The organism is Nostoc sp., assembly GCF_036919815.1.
Taxonomy (GTDB): domain Bacteria; phylum Cyanobacteriota; class Cyanobacteriia; order Cyanobacteriales; family Nostocaceae; genus Nostoc.
The window spans coordinates 144,255-162,616 of sequence record NZ_JBALCE010000023.1 but is presented as its reverse complement, the minus strand read 5'-3'; the positions used below and the strand labels follow the sequence as shown (position 1 = coordinate 162,616).

Here is an 18,362-nt window from a genome sequence, read left to right as displayed (position 1 = left end):
CAATCGAATATGCTGCCATCTCTAAATAATCTGTTTTTTTACATCTTTAAAGTTTACAATCTTTGTGGCTGGTTTGATATCAAATTGCTGTAACTGTAAATTGACAACACTCAGTCCTGAGTGCTGAATGCTGAGTAATTCATAATACTACTAAGCACTTATGTACTTGGTACAAGCCCCGCCCACAAGGGGCTGAATCTTTTTACTGAGAGAAGGTTGATACCCCACCCCTTGTGGGTGGTCTTTTAACTCAGCACTCAGCACTCGAAACTCAGCACTCTTCATTTGTGTTTACACCGTAGCCCTAATAGGGGAGGGGCTGCTCTTGAGATATCACGCAGGAATCACAACTAATTTAGCCAGTTGTCCTGCTTCATCTGCAACTTTTCCCTACACCCAGCGTTGCAGTATGGTGGTATAAGACGAGAATTTTATTTACGATCTTGTAACAGAGTTTTGCTTTCTGATTTCATGTTCAGCTTGATTTAATAATTTATTATTGTAACTTAGTAACTGATATGAATGCTCAAAAAATAAAAATTTTATTAGTTGATGATCAGCTAGATAATTTACATTTTTTATCAGAGATCCTTCAACACCAAGGTTATCAGGTGCAAAATGCCATTTCTGGACAATTAGCAATCAATACGGCGCTGGCTTCTCCCCCTGATTTGATTTTGCTAGACGTTCTCATGTCAGATATGGATGGTTATGAAGTTTGTCAACATTTGAAAGCTAACTATAAAACTCAAGAGATTCCGATAATTTTTTTCGGTGTTTTAGATGAATTATCTGAAAAAATAAATGTCTTTGATTTAGGCGATATTGACTATATTATTCAACCATTCCAAACTAAAGAAGTTTTATTACGCATCCAAAATCAACTCACTATCCAAAGGCTAAAAAAACAGTTAAAAGAACAAAATACCCAACTGCAAGAGGAGATTCAAGAGCGTCAACGGGTTGCTGTTGAGTTAAATCTTCGGAACAAACAAATAGAAGAGATTCTCAAAGAAATTCCTGTTACGATTGGCAAAGCCTCTTGTAGAGAAGTTAACAGCAGCGAACGCTACGCCAAAGCTGCGCCCAAGAATAGTGAAAGTCAGTATCGCCACCTAGTAGAGACATCCCAGGATATGATCTGGTCGGTGGATATTGATGGACTAATTACCTTTGTCAACCCGGTAGTCAAGCAGATTTATGGCTACGAACCCCAGGAAATGATCGGGCGTACCTTGACTGATTTCATCTCGCCTACACAAGTTGCTGAAGATAAAGTAGCCTTTGAGCGGGTTTTTCAGGGAAAGCCGATCTTCCAGCATGAAACTACCTGTGTAGCTAAAGATGGTACTTTACTTTATCTGATGTTTAATGCGATCGCTTTAAATAACCAACAAGGTCTGGTTATAGGCATGACAGGCACTGCTAGTAATATTACACAGCGTCGAGAAGTAGAAAAATTACTCCAAGAAAGCACGATTAAACTCCGCAATCATAACCTGGTGTTAACCCAACTGGCACAAAATCAGACGCTTTATCAGGGTGACTTGAAAGCAGCTTTGAGTAAAATCACAGAAACAGCTGTCAAAAATATTGGGGTGGAACGAACCAGTATCTGGCTGGATGACGAAACAGGCACCAAAATCGAATGTTTTGACCTATTTGAAGCCAGTTGTAATCAACATAGCGCCGGACTTTCCTTGGTAGCGGCAGACTATCCAGCTTATTTTGCAGCTTTGCAGCAAGACCAACCAATCGCCGCAGATGATGCCCATACCGATCCCAGAACTAGAGAATTTTCGGCATTTTACTCAAGATTAAACATTACTTCTATACTCAATACACCCATTAGGCTGGAGGGCAAAACCGTAGGAGTTTTATGTCTAGAGGCAGTGGGAATTACTCATCACTGGACGCTAGAAGACCAAAATTTTGCTCGCTCTCTGGGTAATTTAACATCCTTGGTGTTGGAGGCAAAAGAACGCAAACGCGCAGAAGCGGCGCAACGGGCTTCTGAAGAAAAGTTAGCATCAGCTTTTCGGTCATCTCCTGATCCAATCGCCTTAATTACTGTTAGCAACAAACGCTATGTCGAAGTTAATGACAGCTTTTGTCGGTTTTTTGGTTATTTCCGTTCTCAGGTGATTGATCGCACCCATCAAGAATTGAATATTTGGGCGAATCCAGAAGAATATAATCTTCTCGCTCAAATGCTGCAACAAACAAAAGCCATCCGCAACTACGAAGTTGATGTCTGCACTTCAACTGGAGAAATCAGGACGACACTCTTTAGTGCAGAAATGATCGAGATTGATGGGCAATGGTACGTACTGGGCACAGGGAAAGACATTACTGAACGCAAGCAGGCAGAAAATGAAAGCCGTTTGCTACTGTTGACAACCCAAGCGATCGCTCGCGCTCGTGATGTCAACAGTGCTTTAGCAGTGGTCTTGCGCTTAATTTGTCACACCATTGGCTGGGATTTTGGGGAAGCATGGATACCTAATGAAGATCGTACTGTTTTGGAACACAGTCTGGCGTGGTACGGTGAAGAGAGCAGTTTAGCAGAATTCTGCCGCCAAAGCCAAACTATGAAATTTGCTTTGGGATTGGGACTACCAGGAAGAGTTTGGCAAAGCCAGGAACCCGAATGGATAGAAGATGTTTCTCAAGTTACACAGCCAGTTTTTTTGCGTAGGCCTAGCCCGCCGCAGGCATCGCCACAAGCAGCAAAGGTAGGATTAAAAGCTAGTTTTGGTGTTCCCATACTGGCTGGAAACCAAGTATTAGCTGTTTTAGTGTTTTTTAAACGTAGTTCAGTATTGGTAGATAGACGTTTGCTCTTGCTAGTCAGTGCTGTTGCGGCTCAGTTAGGTGGGTTGATTGAGCGCAAAACCCTAGAACAAGAACTAGCACTTAGAGAAGCTCGCCTGAATGCCTTTTTTAGCAGTGCCCCCGTCGGCATGAACATTGTAGATAACCAACTGCGGTTTGTGCAAATCAACCAATTACTGGCGGAGATTAATGGACTACCTCAACAAGATCATCTTGGCAAGACCATCCATGAAATCTTACCCCACATTGCCCCCCGAATGGAACCAATCTATCAACAGGTGCTGTTGACTGGTCAACCCATTCTCAATCAAGAATTAAGCGCCGCATCAATTAAACAACCAGATATTATCCGCCACTTCTTAGCTTCTTATTTTCCGATTCCTGGTGAGGACGATCGCCCCTCTGGTATCGGCACTGTTTTAGTAGAAATTAGCTATCGCAAACGTGTCGAACAAGAATTACGTTTAGCCAACGAACGCCTACAATATCTGCTCACCTCTAGCCCTGTAGTCATTTATAGCAGCAAAACATCAGAAGATTTTAGTACTACTTTTATCAGTGACAACATTCAAGCAATGGTGGGCTACGAAGCGCGGGAATTTATCGAGGATTCCAGTTTCTGGCTTCAGCATGTCCACCCACAAGATATTGAACTTATCTCTGAAAAATTTAACAAGCTTGTTGAGCAGGAGTACATCTCCTACGAATATCGGTGGTTGCACGCTGACGGAACTTATCACTGGTTTTACGAAAAGATGAGGTTAATCCGAGACGAAGCTGATTACCCTATAGAATGCGTTGGTTATTGGGCAGACATTAACGATCGCAAATTGGCAGAATTAGCTTTGCAATCAGGTCAACAGCGATATCAACTTTTAGCAGAAGCCTCACCAGCTTGTATATTTCACGCAGATATAGATGGCAATATCTTATATTTTAATCAACGCTGGAGTGAGATTACTGGATGCAGTTTAGAAGAGTCTCTCTTAACAGGTTGGGTAAATGCTGTACATCCAGACGACCGCGAGCAACTATTGTTGGCATGGAATCAAGCAATAGCTACGGTAAGAATGTATAAGTACGAACATCGCTTTATGCGTGATGATAGTACGGTTGTCTGGGTAATTGCTCAAGCCTTGCCAGAATTTGGCGATGATGGAGAAATTCAAGGTTACATCGGTACAATTACAGATATTACCGAGAGAAAATTGGCTGAAGAAGCCTTGCGTGAGAGTGCAGAACGAGAAAGAGCGATCGCCCAAGTGATTCAAAGGATGCGGCAAACACTGGATTTAGAGACGATATTTGCGGCTACAACCCAAGAATTACGGCAAGTACTCAATTGCGATCGGGTTGTTGTCTATCGTTTTAATCCCCACTGGAGTGGCGAATTTGTCTCCGAGTCGGTGAGTAATGGTTGGATTTCTTTAATAGAAGAACACAACAATGACTCGAATCTCACAGAAGGTGTCTTACAAGACGGCCGTTGCCTAGCAAAAATTTTGGATAGCGTGAATAACCAGCTAGAAAATCCTGATCTGCAAGCAATTCCAGGTGCAACTTTCCTCTGTGTCCCAGACATTTACAATGCTGGGTTTCATCCAATTTATATTAACCTCTTAGAGCGCTTTCAGGCTAAAGCCTACATTATTGTTCCTATTTTCTATGGTAGTCAGCTTTGGGGATTACTAGCGAGTTATCAAAATTCCGCTTGCCGGCAATGGAAAGCAGAAGAAGTCAACATCGTAGTTCAAATTGGCAATCAATTGGGTGTTGCTTTACAGCAGGCACAATTGCTGGCGCAAACCCAAAGGCAGTCACAAGCATTGCAAGATGCTGTGATCATTGCTGATGCTGCCAACCGCGCCAAAAGCGAATTCCTCGCCAACATGAGCCACGAACTGCGTACCCCACTCAACGCCATCCTCGGTTTTACCCAAATCATGAGCCATGATCATGCTTTATCGACTGAACATCAGCAAAATCTAACAATCATCAATCGTGCAGGCGAACATCTCCTTAACTTAATCAACGACATTTTGGAAATGTCTAAAATCGAAGCCGGCAGAATAACCTTAAATCTCAACAGTTTTGACTTAATTCGCCTCTTGGAAAACCTCGAAGAGATGTTACGCTTCCGTGCCATCTCCAAAGGATTAGAATTAGTCTTTGAATATAAATCTTACCTCCCCCAGTACGTCAAAGCTGACGAAAGTAAACTACGTCAAGTGTTGCTTAACCTCTTAGGAAATGCAATCAAATTTACCGATACTGGGAGGGTGACGCTACGGATGGGGATGGAGCACGGGGAGAAACTTCTCCCTAATCTCTTCTTCGAGGTACAAGACACTGGCCGCGGTATTGCCTCACAAGAAATTGACTTGCTATTTGAAGCTTTTGGGCAAACTGAAACCGGAAGGAAATCGCAACAGGGAACAGGACTAGGTTTAGCAATTAGCCGCAAATACGTACAACTAATGGGGGGAGATATTAGCGTCTCCAGCATTATTGGCAAGGGAAGTAAATTTAGATTTAATATTCAAATTAGTCTAGCCGCAGCCAGCGAAATCCAGATTAAACAAACTAGATGCCAAGTTATGAGTTTAGCGCCCGCTCAAAGCGAATACCGCATTTTAGTGGTTGATGACTCCATAGACAGCCGTTTAGTGCTAATGAAAATTCTGACATCTATCGGTTTTGCAGTCCAGGAAGCAACAAATGGTAGTGAAGCGATCGCACTTTGGCAGAAATGGCAACCACACCTAATTTTAATGGATATGCGGATGCCGATTATGGACGGCTATGAAGCCACAAAAGTTATTAAAACTAGAGAAAGGGAGTATGAAGAAAACATTTTGCCGAGTCACCGTACTATTATTATTGCCTTAACTGCTAATGCCTTTGAGGAACAGCGAGAGGCAATGATCAAAGCGGGTTGTGATGATTATATTAACAAGCCTTTCCGCGAGGAACTATTACTAGAAAAATTGAGCGAATATTTAGGAGTTCAATATATTTATCAAGAAGAAAGCTATCAGATAGCAAACGCAAAGCAACAGGAAATAGAATCAATGTTAACGCTTACAGATTTAGTGACTCTATTATCTCAAATGTCGCCTGAATGGGTGAAACAGGTGTACACTGCCGCAGCCCAATGCAGTGATGATCTGATTTTAGAATTGATTGAGCAAATTCCTTCTGAAAATACTGCACTGCGAAATTTTATCAATAATTTAGCTCATGATTTTCAGTTTGAGAAAATTATGGAATTGACGAGTCTTACAGGAGTATTATTTAGTGAATAAAAATTGGATATTGGGTAGCAATGCTTCTATCACAACTCCTAAAATATTTGTCTCTATAGTTGATATAGCAATCCTATTTGATTTGTGAGAATTGCCAGCCGCAGATCCCCCACTTCTTTGAGAAATCGGGGATTTTGTTTCTCACGAATGATTCAGTAGGGCTATAGTTGTTCCCAGAGTTTGATTGCATTTATTATTGATCATAAAAGTGGCATCTTTTTGAGTGGAATGAATATTATTTTGAATTAATTGCTTGGCTGTTGTTAACCACCATCCCCCGATAAATTTAGCTGCCCATAGACATTGATATTAAATGTAAATTGAATATCGATGTGGTTGCTCGTATATCCTGTGGGCAAAGGTGCAAAAGGTGCAGCTCGCTGTATAGCGTTGAGCGCCGCTTTATCAGTGAGGCTGAATCCAGAAGTTTGTGCGAGTTGGAGATTGCTTAGTTGCCCGGAACGGTTAACAGTGAAATTAAGCACTGTTCGCCGGGAAGACTGGCTCACTTCTGGTAGCCACTGCTGCTTGACTCGTTGCTGAAGTTGGTTTAAGTAAGAGGTGATATCTATATTTTGACTGCTGGCATCAATACCAGAAGTCGCTTGGCGATCGCGGTTAGAATTAGGTAAGCCTGCCAGATAATCACCGCTAAAATTCCGACTAGATACACCCAGAGTACCACCCAGCAAGCTTGCTGCACCTGTTTTCACAGATGACTGAGCCTGAGACGGTGTTCGCCCACTTAATCTAGTTCCCGACTGGACTAAGTTCTTAGGTTTGGGTACTGGTGATGTAATAGCAGGTGCGATCGCTGTTTTTCGCGGTAGAGCTAACGGTGATGTAATATTAGGCACTACTGCTATTTTTTTCGGTTTGGCTACTAGTGGTATAGTTGCAGGTGCGATCGCTGTTTTTCGCGGCAGGGCTAACGGTGGTGTAATATTAGGCACTACTACTATTTTTTTCGGCTTGGGTTCTGGTGATGTAATAGCAGGTGCGATCGCTGTTGGCTGTGGTTTGGCTACTAGTGGTATAGGTGCAGGTGCGATCGCTGTTTTTCGCGGCAGGGCTAACGGTGGTGTAATATTAGGCACTACTACTATTTTTTTCGGCTTGGGTTCTGGTGATGTAATAGCAGGTGCGATCGCTGTTGACTGTGGTTTGGGTTCTGGTGGTATAGTTTCAGGTGCGATCGGTGTTGGCTGTGGTTTGGGTTCTGGTATAGGTGCAGGTGTGATCGCTGTTGACTGTGGTTTGGGTTCTGGTATAGGTGCAGGTGCGATCGCTGTGGGCTGTGGTTTGGCTACTAGTGGTATAGATGCAGGTGCGATCGCTGTTGGCTGTGGTTTGGCTACTAGTGGTATAGATGCAGGTGCGATCGCTGTGGGCTGTGGTTTGGCTACTAGTGGTATAGATGCAGGTGCGATCGCTGTGGGCTGTGGTTTGGGCTGTTGATGAGATAAATTTGGTGATTTCGCTTTTTGCTGCCTTGGTTCTGGCTGGAATACCTTTGCTGGAGATAAGGCTGTTAAGTCAAAAGGACTCTTGCTAGAAGCTTTATGTGCATCTAAATTAGCTGACTTCACAGCAGAAACAGGTTTTTTCGGTAAAGCTTTACCACCTGCAATTGAATCTTTAGTAGCCCGGAATAAGGTTTTTTGGGGTATCTGTGTTTCATTGGGATAAACTTCAACTACCTCAATTGGAATCTCTTGTTTAGGCTCAGGCATAAAAGCTCTGAGCCAATATTTGCTTCCAATCAGTAAAGTAGAGTGTAGGAGGATGGAAATAACTAGACCTTGGAGCATCTGCCTTGGGTGCACGCTCCGATAGCGCTGAAATTCATGAGAAAAAGCCATATTATTGCGCTTTCGCGTGATAGATAACAGCCTCAACAGTCTATTTACAGGGTACAAGCTTCTGTACCTTCGGGTCGGAGCAATACCCTGCGGCAAGCTAAAGCTACATGAATTGCCCCTACTAGTTCAGCACTCAGCAGTCAGCACTCCTGAAAACATCAGTAAGTGTGTGTTGTCTGTCTCAAGTATTAATGTGGATATAGGCACAGTACAATAACTTGCATTATAGGAACTACTGATGAACCGCTCGAAAATAATTGCCATTCTTACAGGTGCGATTTCGATCATTTTAGCGATCGCCTACCTTATCCTAGTTCAACTGCTGGACTATCGGGATATGAAACCCGCTCCCATCAGCCAATTTGACCAAGCGCCTGCGATTATCTCTGATTATTGGCAGATTGACAAAATTGCCAAAGTGTAGATTAGATTTAGAAACGTGGATGTCTCTAGCTTCCCTCTCCTTATAAAGGAGAGGGATTGAGGGTGAGGTAAGCCAGGGACATAAATTGTATGTTATTTAACTCTTATTCCTTAGCAACACGCGGTCGGGGCAGATGCGCTTACCCTGTGTTCAAAAGTCGAGTGTTTCTATAAAATTTCTTTGAGAAAAATCAAAATTTTAAACTTGATTGCGATAATACGTTTAGCTAACTCAAACCTGTTTATCCTAAGAGTGTTAAAGTTCTCCGTACTACAAGCGAGTAGGGTCAATGACTGCTTCATCACCAGATAATTCGCTCAGTTCCTCAAGCACTTATACTCTATACATAGCTAGGCAAGAGTATCAATATAACTACACCCATATTCCATCTATTGCGATGGTGGATCAGCTTTCTGTTGCAGAAGAGTTCGCCACTAACTGGTATTTTTTATTAGCGCAGCAGTTACGAGTTGTTTTTGTCAATACCCTGATTGTCAACCGAGGCAATCAGGGTTCCAAATCGATTCGTGATGATGTCGAAAAGTTTATTTTAGAAGCCTTGCTCAAAGGAGCAATCCCAGTCCGAATCAGTATTCTGGCGAGAATCCTGCAAATTATCCCCCAGTTTTTACTTAAAGGGATATCCAAGGATGTTAGAGAACTCGACGATCTTTTCTTTCATATTCTTAAAGAAAACGGACTTGTGATCCTTAGAGATACTTTAAATCGAGTAATTACGCTTCTATATGAAGGACAGCCCACAGGACATGCAACCAGTCTCAAGGACTACGAAAATTTGTTTCCGGTGATTGGTGTACCAGCGATCGCCAAAACTTACCAGGAAGATGAAGTATTTGCCTACATGCGAGTAGCTGGCTACAATCCCGTGATGATCGAGCGAGTAACCACTCCAGGCGATCGCTTCCCAGTCACAGACGAGCATTACCAAGCAGTAATGGGAACTGACGATTCATTAGCAGCAGCAGGACTTGAAGGAAGGCTCTACTTAGCTGACTATAAAATTTTAGACGGCGCGATCAACGGTACATACCCGAATGAGCAAAAATATGTCTATGCTCCCCTAGCACTGTTTGCCTTACCCAAAGGCTCAGATCCCACCCGTCTATTGCGTGCGATCGCCATTCAATGCGGTCAAACCCCAGGATCAGATTATCCCATTATTACCCCTAACTCCGGTAAATACCCTTGGCTATTTGCCAAAACAATAGTCCAAATAGCAGATGCCAACTTCCACGAAGCGATTACTCATTTAGGGAGAACTCACCTCTTGGTTGGTGCTTTTGCGATCGCAACCTATCGACAACTGCCGCTTACCCATCCTCTAAGAATTCTGCTGCACCCGCATTTTGACAGCACCTTAGCAATTAACGATACCGCCCAACGGATTCTGATTGCTCCAGGCGGTGGTGTCGATAGATTACTCTCAGCATCAATCGATAACGCTCGCGTTTTAGCAGTGCTAGGGTTGCAAAGCTATGGTTTCAATAGTGCCATCTTACCCAACCAATTCCAACAGCGCGGTGTGGATGATCCCAACCTATTGCCTATTTATCCTTACCGCGATGATGCACTATTAGTCTGGGATGCTATTACTAAATGGGTTTCAGACTACCTGAACCTTTATTACATCACAGATGAAGACATTCAGAAAGACACAGCCCTGCAAGCTTGGGCAGCCGAAATCTCAGCTTATGATGGTGGTCGCATCCGCGATTTTGGCGAAGATGGTTGCATTAAAACACGGAATTACCTAATTGATGCCACTACACTGATTATTTTCACTGCCAGCGCCCAACACGCAGCCGTTAACTTTCCCCAAAAAGATTTGATGAGTTATGCCGCAGCCATACCAACGGCAGGTTATTTACCAGCATCAACTCTCAAAAGAGAAGTTACCGAGCAAGACTACCTCAATTTGCTCCCCCCCTTAGATCAGGCGCAACGGCAATACAACATACTCAGCTTATTGGGGTCTTTATACTACAACAAGCTGGGCGAATATCAGCAAGGATACTTTACAGACCAGAAAGTAAAACCATTCTTACAGGCATTCCAGAATAATCTTCAGCAGGTAGAAGATACCATCAAGCAACGTAATTTGCACCGTCCATCTTATGAATATCTGCTTCCTTCTAAAATTCCTCAGAGCATCAATATCTAAATTGGGGACTGAGGGAGCTGAGGGAGATGAGGAGGAAAATAATAATTTTTAGCTCTTGACTTAGGACTCTCAATGCCCAATGCCCAATGCCCAATGCCCCAAAATAAATATTATGACACTTAAAGATAAAGTCCTCAAAGGTCACGATCGCCAGCTATGGCTTGCACCTATACTAGCCAAAGTAGGTTATGACACTGCGATCGGCAAGCTTCTACGCTTGATTTTCTATTACATGGATGCTTTAATTATCCTCAACTCATGGCGGGACTTTCTCTACATCCGTAAGGACAATATTGGAGACAAGTATTTTGCAGTAGACCAAGCAATTATGCATTCTTCTCACGCCCAGGTGAGCGAACTAATGCAAACCCAACCCCAACTGCGAGGAAATGATTTAGGCATCATCAGAATATTAGCTCCTAGCTACCTACTCGATAATCCTCTGAGCTTGGGGACAAACGGTAACGAACACACAGGACTCCGTACTGTGTTCTTACAAGCCTTACCAGAACCGTCAGAGCAGATAGACTTTTTAGGCTATCTAGTTGAGCAAAACCTGTTAGAGGCTGCTAGACAGGGCAAATTACACATCGGCAACGATTTGCCAAAGATCATGCTGTCGATTTTGCACCAACTGGTTTTTCAGATATCTTTATCTGAAGAAGAAATCACAGCATCAAGTAATTACATTAAAGGTATGCCTCTGGCATCCTTGCCAAATTTTATAAGCAAGTATCTGCTGGGAATATTAACAGCGCCAAAAATTCGCCATCGTCAGCATTTAACCAAGAAATATCAACAATCTACCAAGTGGGCATCTTACTTTGAAACAGGCGCTCAGTATCAGTTGAACGAACACCAAATAGCTAATAGCCTTTTCGATATGATTCATCTTGCCGGTACTGCTGGCACGAGTGGGCTTTTGGGATCTGTTATTGGTGTTTTATGCTTGGATAATGCCCTCAGAAATGATGTATTGTCAGAAGTCAATGCAGTTTGGAATGGCAAGGAGAGTTTAGACTCAGATGCTCTAGATCAGTCAACACTTCTCAATCAAGTGATTCTGGAAACGGCTCGTCTCTATCCACCTGTGCGATTTGTTAGCCAACTCACCACTGAAGCGGGTGAAGTTGAGATTGCAGAACAAAAATGTCCATTCCAAAAAGGTACTCGCTTGCTTGGCTCTATTTTTACAGCTAATCGGGATGTCAATAGATACCAAAATCCAGATGATTTTGACGTAACACGGAATTTTTCCGATATCTTATCTTGGAACGGCGAAGGGCATGATCGAGCCTGTCCTGGTAAATCCTTATCAATTGGCTTTATCAAGATTTTCTGTTTACATCTGTTCAACAACTATCAATGGGACTCAATTACAGAAGTCAAGTGGGATTTTGAAAAAGTGACTGCCGTTACTCCTAATAGTTTAGTGTTACAAGGTTTTGCTCTACGACTGTGAATAGTCAGTGCTAAGTTATGAGTTGGTAATTGTTATGGCTTTTTGAGTCTGTCTTAGTACAGAATTTCATAAGTTCATAGCGAATTAAAATTGGCAAAACTTAGCGCCCCTCTGCGCTTCCCTCAGCGTTCCTCTGCGTTTAAAAAAGCTACGAATTTCGGAAATGCTGTACTTAGTTACGAATTACAAATTAGTATGACGGAATTAATCGAGAAAAAACAACTCAATAATATTGCAACCTGGATGATTCCAATCAAACAAACAAACTTGCCATCTGTCCTTAAAGGTGTGTTTTTTTTGGATGGCAACCCACTGCCAGATACTTGCATCACTATGTACAATTTAGAATGGGATACACACAACAGAGCTTTGCTATTACCAGTCTTTGCACCGTTGCAGTGGACTTTTCATAAATCGATTCCTGGTTGGATATTACTACGTTTAGTTCAATGGTTTGAGGTAAGTTACAAAATTCAGTTTGAAGATGAAACTTTGCAGCAAGCTCAAATTATACCTATTTTACTGGGAATACCAATTTCAACATCAATTGTAAATTTTACAATGTCCCAAGACAAAAATTCTCTCAATGGAGATATTTGGCACAGAAAAAACTTTTGGTTCGGCGGACTTTCTCGCGCTGGTGAGTATACTCTCCGTAGGGTTGTTGATGAAGATGGTCATTATACTCAGGCTTTTAACGATATGCTTCCCAGAGTTCCAAATGAGTGTTTAGTAATTGGAATAAACTCAAAAGACAACGCCTCTAGTAATATTAGTAACAGCCAATTGGTCAGGTAAAAGAATCCAGCAGTAATCCCAACAGTGATATCTCAATTTGCTTCTTGTCTCATAAAATCCTTTGATTTCTTACCTTCGGAATGTGAGCATATGCAGTCCCTAAGCGATATACTTAACCTAAGTTGTCAAGGAAAATAGACATGACTAACTCTCCTGATAAGAAGAATCTGGCAGATAATCAACCGTATAAAATTTACGAATTTAACAAAAATAATCAAGAAACAATCTCTGGTTATTTAGTAGTTAGTACTGCAAAACTCAATGTTGAGACAGAAGAATCTAACAACTACTTATCAAAAGTTATTAATCAAAACTTTTTTAATATCAATGATGGACAAGCTGAACCTTCAGCCCAAAAGATGATTGAAAAAATTGCTGAAAGTTTGCAATCAAGCCCTGAACCAGAAATTATTATAAATATTCATGGATATAGTTCTACACCATCTGATACAGAGATTGGCTGCAAAAAGATTTATGATTATGTTAATACACATATTCAGCAACCAAATAAGTATATTTTTGTAGGATATAGATGGCCTTCTGAAAATCCCATAAAAACAGATGAATCTGGTTCTTTTGGGCAAAAGCTAATGAACGCACTATATTCTCTACCAACTTTACTAGCTATCAATTTAGTTGTAGGACTAACAATTAGTATATGGTCTACCATAGTTTTGTTGTTCCTAAATATTTTGAGTAATAGTGCTGTCCACTTTTTCACCGTGTTGTTAATTTTGTCTGGCATTGTATCTTCAATTATTTTGACATTAATTATTCTCAGAATATCTACTTATTTTCGTGATACCTATAGAGCGGTTAATTATGGTGTAATAGACTTAGTTGAATTTATCAGACAGCTTGATGCTAGAGTAAAATTATCACATAATAAACGCATTAAGCTATCATTTATTAGTCATAGTATGGGGTGTTTTGTAGTTACAGATATAATTCGTATCCTCTCTGATGTTTTTGACGTTGAATCTATTAATAAAGAACCTAATTCAGATATTGGTAATGTATTTTCATTAGGCAGACTTGTGCTAGTCGCACCTGATGTTCCTGTAGAAACTATCTTGCCAGGACGAGCTAATTTTCTTCGTTCTTCTTTACGTCGGTGTGAAGAAGCTTATATCTTTTGTAATGAGGGAGACTTAGCGTTACGAATTACCTCCACTGCTGCAAATTACTTTAGTTTCCCGGCGCGAACTCGTATTAGTGGCTATAGGCTTGGTAATATCACAGTTAAGCATTTCAACAACAAAAATGATACAGTTGGTCAGACACCCAGATATGGAGTTGTTAATTTTCAGAAACAAGACTATGAGAAAGATTACACACTCGATAAACCTTATAACTATTTAGAAATTCGTTCTTCTAGTAGCGAACATAGAAAACTTGAAGAGATAACTGAAATTTCCGAAAAGGAGGTTCAGCCAGCAGATTTATTTACATATTTTGACTGTACAGATTATAAAGATGATCGGAGTGTTCAGATAGGAATTGTTAGTTCTGCCCTCCAACAGCCAGCGATAAATTTTGGGAATTACATTTTACTAACTTTGGCATTTATTCGGAAGTCTATTAATAATAGAGATCCTCAAGGTGTTGATACCCACACTGGCTATTTTCAAGGTGGTTTTAGTCAAAAAGCTATCTACGAATTAGCTTTTTTAGGATTTCAGGGATTTTTAAAATCTTTATCAATTGAGGGAGATGAAGAAGCTCAAATTCGCGCTTTTTCTCAAAAATGCCAGGAGAAGCAAATTCAAGTCATTCTTGCACCGCAAATTTATCAACAAAAGACTCAACATTAGACACTCTCATAACGTGAGTTCAACGAACCTCTCTCTGCCTTGAATTAAAGTTCAAGTCTGTCCCTCTCCGACTCGGTGAGGGACAGTTTTGCATAGTAAAACCTCTTATATTAGAGGTCTTTTGATTTCTTCAATCCGCACACTCGTGACTTCCAGTCATGAGTTAGGTGCTCTATATTAAGTGTGACTTTGTGTTAAAATTGAAAGGTATTTAGCAAATTCAAGAAATTGCCAGCCATCCAAAAAGCATTTAAGATTACCGTCTCCTTAATTACCCTGACGCTCGTTTGAATCAAACCATCTGCAAAGGTATTCAGCAATTACTGTATGTATGAATTGATTTGCCAGAACAAGATAACAATAAGATACTCAGGGGGCAAACCCCCTAACATCTTCAGACAGATTCCTTTGCTTGCAAGATCAATTCTGGTACGCCAAAATCACCATCGGGGTTAAAAGTACCGTCCTTAGTGCGGCGGAATTCAGGGATTGGTTTCCAACCTGGATACTGACGCAGATAAGAGTGACTGTCTCCGAAAAGTAGCCCCACGAATACCTCACCGACGATACGCCCCCCTACTGGGCCGAGTCGGGTGGGAATGTCGTTGATTTCCTTCTCACTTAGTCCCCCCTGCTGCGCTGCCTTTTGTATCTCTAGTTGTGCCTCTGCCAAAATGTAATACCAGAGTGGCGCTCGGTTACGAAACTCTGGAGAGATGCTGGTGAGTAGAGGATTATTCGCAGCATCCCCAGCCGTCGCCTTACCGACGCGTAGGTGATCATCGGGGATAACAGGTAGACGCAAATGTTTTGCCACAGCCTGTCCAGAGGGCAAGCCCAAACGTAGCCCGCGCAGCAAGTTGCGTGCTGCCAGCGAATGCTCAACTGTCGCAACACTATTTGGAAGTGTACCAAGCGGATTCACCAGTGAAGTATCGAGTTTGTAACTAGGCTGAACGCGCTTTGGAGTCAGTTGTTCTTGTTGATTTAGCGGGATAATATCGAAAAATAGTGTCCAGTCTACTGCCCTACCCTCCTCAATGGTGCGAAAACCAGTAAGTGTTTCGCTCACGTCACCATCAGGACTGGGAAAGATTATCCGTCGTCCTGGGTTTTCCTTAGTGCCTGGGTCGTTGGTATTCAATCGATAAATCGGACGAATAATCGAGTGTCCAAAGCGATAGGCTGCTGCCGAAAACTCGACAGGAATGAAAGGCTCTTTCTTCCACTTAAAAACCTTAAGATTTGGCTCAAACTCAGTGAATTCCCTATTTTCCTTCTCTTGCTTTAGCTCAGGCAGGATCTCAAACAGGATGTCCCAACCGATAATTCTGGGGAGGAAATCGTGCAGAATCACCCATTGATAGTGCCAGCGCACCTCCTGTTGAGCATTCTCGAAAGAGGGTAGATGTCCATCGCGCTGAGTCAGGAAATCAACGATTCGGTTATGAAAGCGCAGTACGGTGGAATGGAGCTGTGAAACAATAGTGTTTTCGTCATTGCGAGGGTCGCCAATCAAAGCACGGGCAGGTTCGCCGGAGTTGGGGGTATTGCGTGGTAAATCTCTGGTGTTTGGATCAAAAGCGCTCCCAGAAAGTTTTTTCCCTAAAAGCAGGTGCAAACCATCATCCGCATATAAATAGGGTTGATCATCTGGGCCACGTCCATAGACGCTATCAAGGTCGAAGCGCGGTGTACGAAAATCAATCAAAGCCTCTGGATCATTTTTTACCTGAAGGCTACTTGCCGGATCAAAAGTTAGATCGTGGTCGATAAATTGACCAAGGTAGGTATATCCAGATGGAATTCCGGGGCGATCAGAAGTTCCGATGTTCTCCTCATCATCCTGCTTGGTTTCTGGGGTTTGCTGATCTTCGTGGGGCGCAGTAATTTTTTCAGCAAGAGCATGGAGTGCTTGTACGGAAAAATTAGCCGCAGGAAGTGTGCGAAATATCCGTCCAAAGCGTCCCTCAAACAGGGAAGAATGGGGTGGAAATTCCCCGCCTCGTATCCCCGTGCCATGAGGGCGATACCCAGGTTTCCCCCCCCTTGTCGGGATGTTAGACGTGACTTTTTCCTCGTTACTCATAACATATTTCTCCTAGAAGATAGTTTTCGTGATGGTATTGAGTGGTTTTAAGAAAATAAGATGCCAACCCCTATATACACAGACTAAAATTGCCTCTGCAAGTGGAAATAGTAGGTTCAATTTTGTCGTTATACTACTACGGTGTATCAGACAAGAGATGTCGTGCCCAAGACATGTTTAGTTTTGAACTTTGGTAGTGCCCAAGAATAAGCAAAAGTATTATCAACAAGGGCAGAGAGCTATCAGGCTTATTTTATCAGGTTATTAGCTGTTTTTATCGCCCCGTCAGGCTCTGAATATACATCGGAGTTTGAACAGGAACTTATGCAAATTTCAAAAATATTTTTTACACCTAAACGCTCAGGGGGTGCTGAAATAGTTTTAAACCCTTTATTTACAAACATTTGCGCTAAAAAACTCTCCACCAAAATTTTCAATTGAGAGCATGGCAGATATATTGGCGGATTTAGTGTGAGTATGCCTCTCGATATACTCATATATGAATATGCTTTATCGCTCTCATCTCAGCAATTAGATGGTTGTAAAGAGATTTATCTGAGTGTTTTAATAATATTAAAAGATTACTTATATGTCAGCCTATTCTTAATAGGCAACCCAGTAATTTTTGTAAATTAATAATTTCTACCTAAGTGGCAATTTCAAATGATGCAAAATACATTAGTTGATAAAACCTTCCGTGACAGCGATGGCAAAATAGTTTTAGCTCAGATGCCAAATCTACCACTTATTGTTTGGATAGTAACCAGTTTACTAGCTCTAATTTTTACGAATGGTAAAATAAATACAGTGTTAGAAGTACTGGCAAATGGCTCCTTGTTTACTTGGGCTTGGCTGGAATTATTTCAAGGCGTCAATTATTTTCGCAGAGCGTTAGGTCTTGCCGTATTAATTGGTCTTATCGTGTTAAAAATTAATAGTGATAACGGACTAACTAATTAAACAAAATTATTTATATATCTTCGGCGATAACTTTCATAATCGTCTGACTATTCATCTCATAGTCATCGAGATAGATAACTTTCACCGAATTTTAGATTTTAAATTTTCGACTTCGGCATGAACATTCACGTCGAAGTCTAAAATTGTATAACTGTAAGCTGCGATCGCACCGAACACATTTTGCAAGTTAAGTTTTAAAGTAGAGATGCTTATCAGTAGGGGCACAGGAATGCTCATTGGTGTCAACTTAAGAAAAAATCTGCTTTGAGAAGACGTTTTGCCCTCATCCCCTAACCCCGAATCCCAATTTGGGAGAAGGGGAACTAGAGAATTTGCTCCCCTCTATCAAAATTGGTCGAGGGGCTGGGGGTGAGGGTCAAACCTCGAAAGCTTGCCAAGCCTAACTTCTACGTTAAGTTGACACCAATGAGCTTTTTGTGTGTCCCTACTTAGGCGTAGACGAGGATACTTGGGAAGATTTACATTTAATTATACTAATCTCCTTTAAGAAGGATGATCGAGAATTTTGGTTATTTTAAATAAATTTTAGAAGATTTACACCCTGATAATTTTTTTTAACAGATAAAATTACTTACAATCAAAAAATCCTTGTTTTGCCCAAAAGCATTAG

General features: G+C 41.6%; 10 protein-coding genes. 7 read left to right on the top strand and 3 right to left on the bottom strand.

Annotated features, from left to right (window positions below):
* The first annotated feature begins 518 nt into the window (after positions 1-518).
* Complete coding sequence (locus V7K15_RS07130; RefSeq protein ID WP_334904277.1) at positions 519-6,140, top strand: PAS domain S-box protein; 5,622 nt, start codon at positions 519-521, stop codon at positions 6,138-6,140.
* A 263-nt stretch (positions 6,141-6,403) separates the two neighbouring features.
* On the opposite strand, the gene V7K15_RS07125 is transcribed toward V7K15_RS07130, so the two are convergent.
* A complete protein-coding gene (locus tag V7K15_RS07125; RefSeq protein WP_334904275.1) occupies positions 6,404-7,873 on the bottom strand; it encodes a TonB family protein in 1,470 nt (489 codons plus the stop codon).
* A 367-nt stretch (positions 7,874-8,240) separates the two neighbouring features.
* On the opposite strand from V7K15_RS07125, the gene V7K15_RS07120 reads away from it, so the two are divergent.
* The 5 genes from V7K15_RS07120 to V7K15_RS07100 all read left to right on the top strand — a co-directional run bounded on the left by V7K15_RS07120 (position 8,241) and on the right by V7K15_RS07100 (position 14,682).
* On the top strand, positions 8,241-8,426 hold the full coding sequence (locus V7K15_RS07120) for a hypothetical protein (protein ID WP_334834192.1): 186 nt from the start codon (positions 8,241-8,243) through the stop codon (positions 8,424-8,426).
* A 289-nt stretch (positions 8,427-8,715) separates the two neighbouring features.
* Positions 8,716-10,608: a lipoxygenase family protein gene (locus V7K15_RS07115; protein ID WP_334904273.1), complete on the top strand. Its 1,893-nt coding sequence runs from the start codon at positions 8,716-8,718 to the stop codon at positions 10,606-10,608.
* Between the two features lie 112 nt (positions 10,609-10,720).
* A complete protein-coding gene (locus V7K15_RS07110) occupies positions 10,721-12,070 on the top strand; it encodes a cytochrome P450 (RefSeq protein ID WP_334904271.1) in 1,350 nt (449 codons plus the stop codon).
* A gap of 195 nt (positions 12,071-12,265) precedes the next feature.
* Positions 12,266-12,868, top strand: a complete 603-nt coding sequence (locus V7K15_RS07105) for a hypothetical protein (protein ID WP_334904298.1) — start codon at positions 12,266-12,268, stop codon at positions 12,866-12,868.
* Positions 12,869-13,008: 140 nt separating this feature from the next.
* The gene (locus V7K15_RS07100) at positions 13,009-14,682 is read left to right on the top strand and encodes an alpha/beta hydrolase (RefSeq protein WP_334904269.1); all 1,674 of its coding nucleotides are present in this window, start codon (positions 13,009-13,011) and stop codon (positions 14,680-14,682) included.
* Between the two features lie 394 nt (positions 14,683-15,076).
* Here the strand turns inward: V7K15_RS07100 and V7K15_RS07095 are convergent, their stop codons facing one another.
* On the bottom strand, positions 15,077-16,771 hold the full coding sequence (locus V7K15_RS07095; protein WP_334904267.1) for a peroxidase family protein: 1,695 nt from the start codon (positions 16,769-16,771) through the stop codon (positions 15,077-15,079).
* Between the two features lie 666 nt (positions 16,772-17,437).
* Between V7K15_RS07095 and V7K15_RS07090 the strand changes: the two genes are divergently transcribed.
* A complete protein-coding gene (locus V7K15_RS07090) occupies positions 17,438-17,731 on the top strand; it encodes a hypothetical protein (RefSeq protein ID WP_334904295.1) in 294 nt (97 codons plus the stop codon).
* An 81-nt stretch (positions 17,732-17,812) separates the two neighbouring features.
* Here V7K15_RS07090 and V7K15_RS07085 read toward each other — a convergent pair whose 3' ends face one another.
* On the bottom strand, positions 17,813-17,968 hold the full coding sequence (locus V7K15_RS07085) for a hypothetical protein (RefSeq protein WP_334904265.1): 156 nt from the start codon (positions 17,966-17,968) through the stop codon (positions 17,813-17,815).
* Between the last annotated feature and the right edge of the window lie 394 nt (positions 17,969-18,362).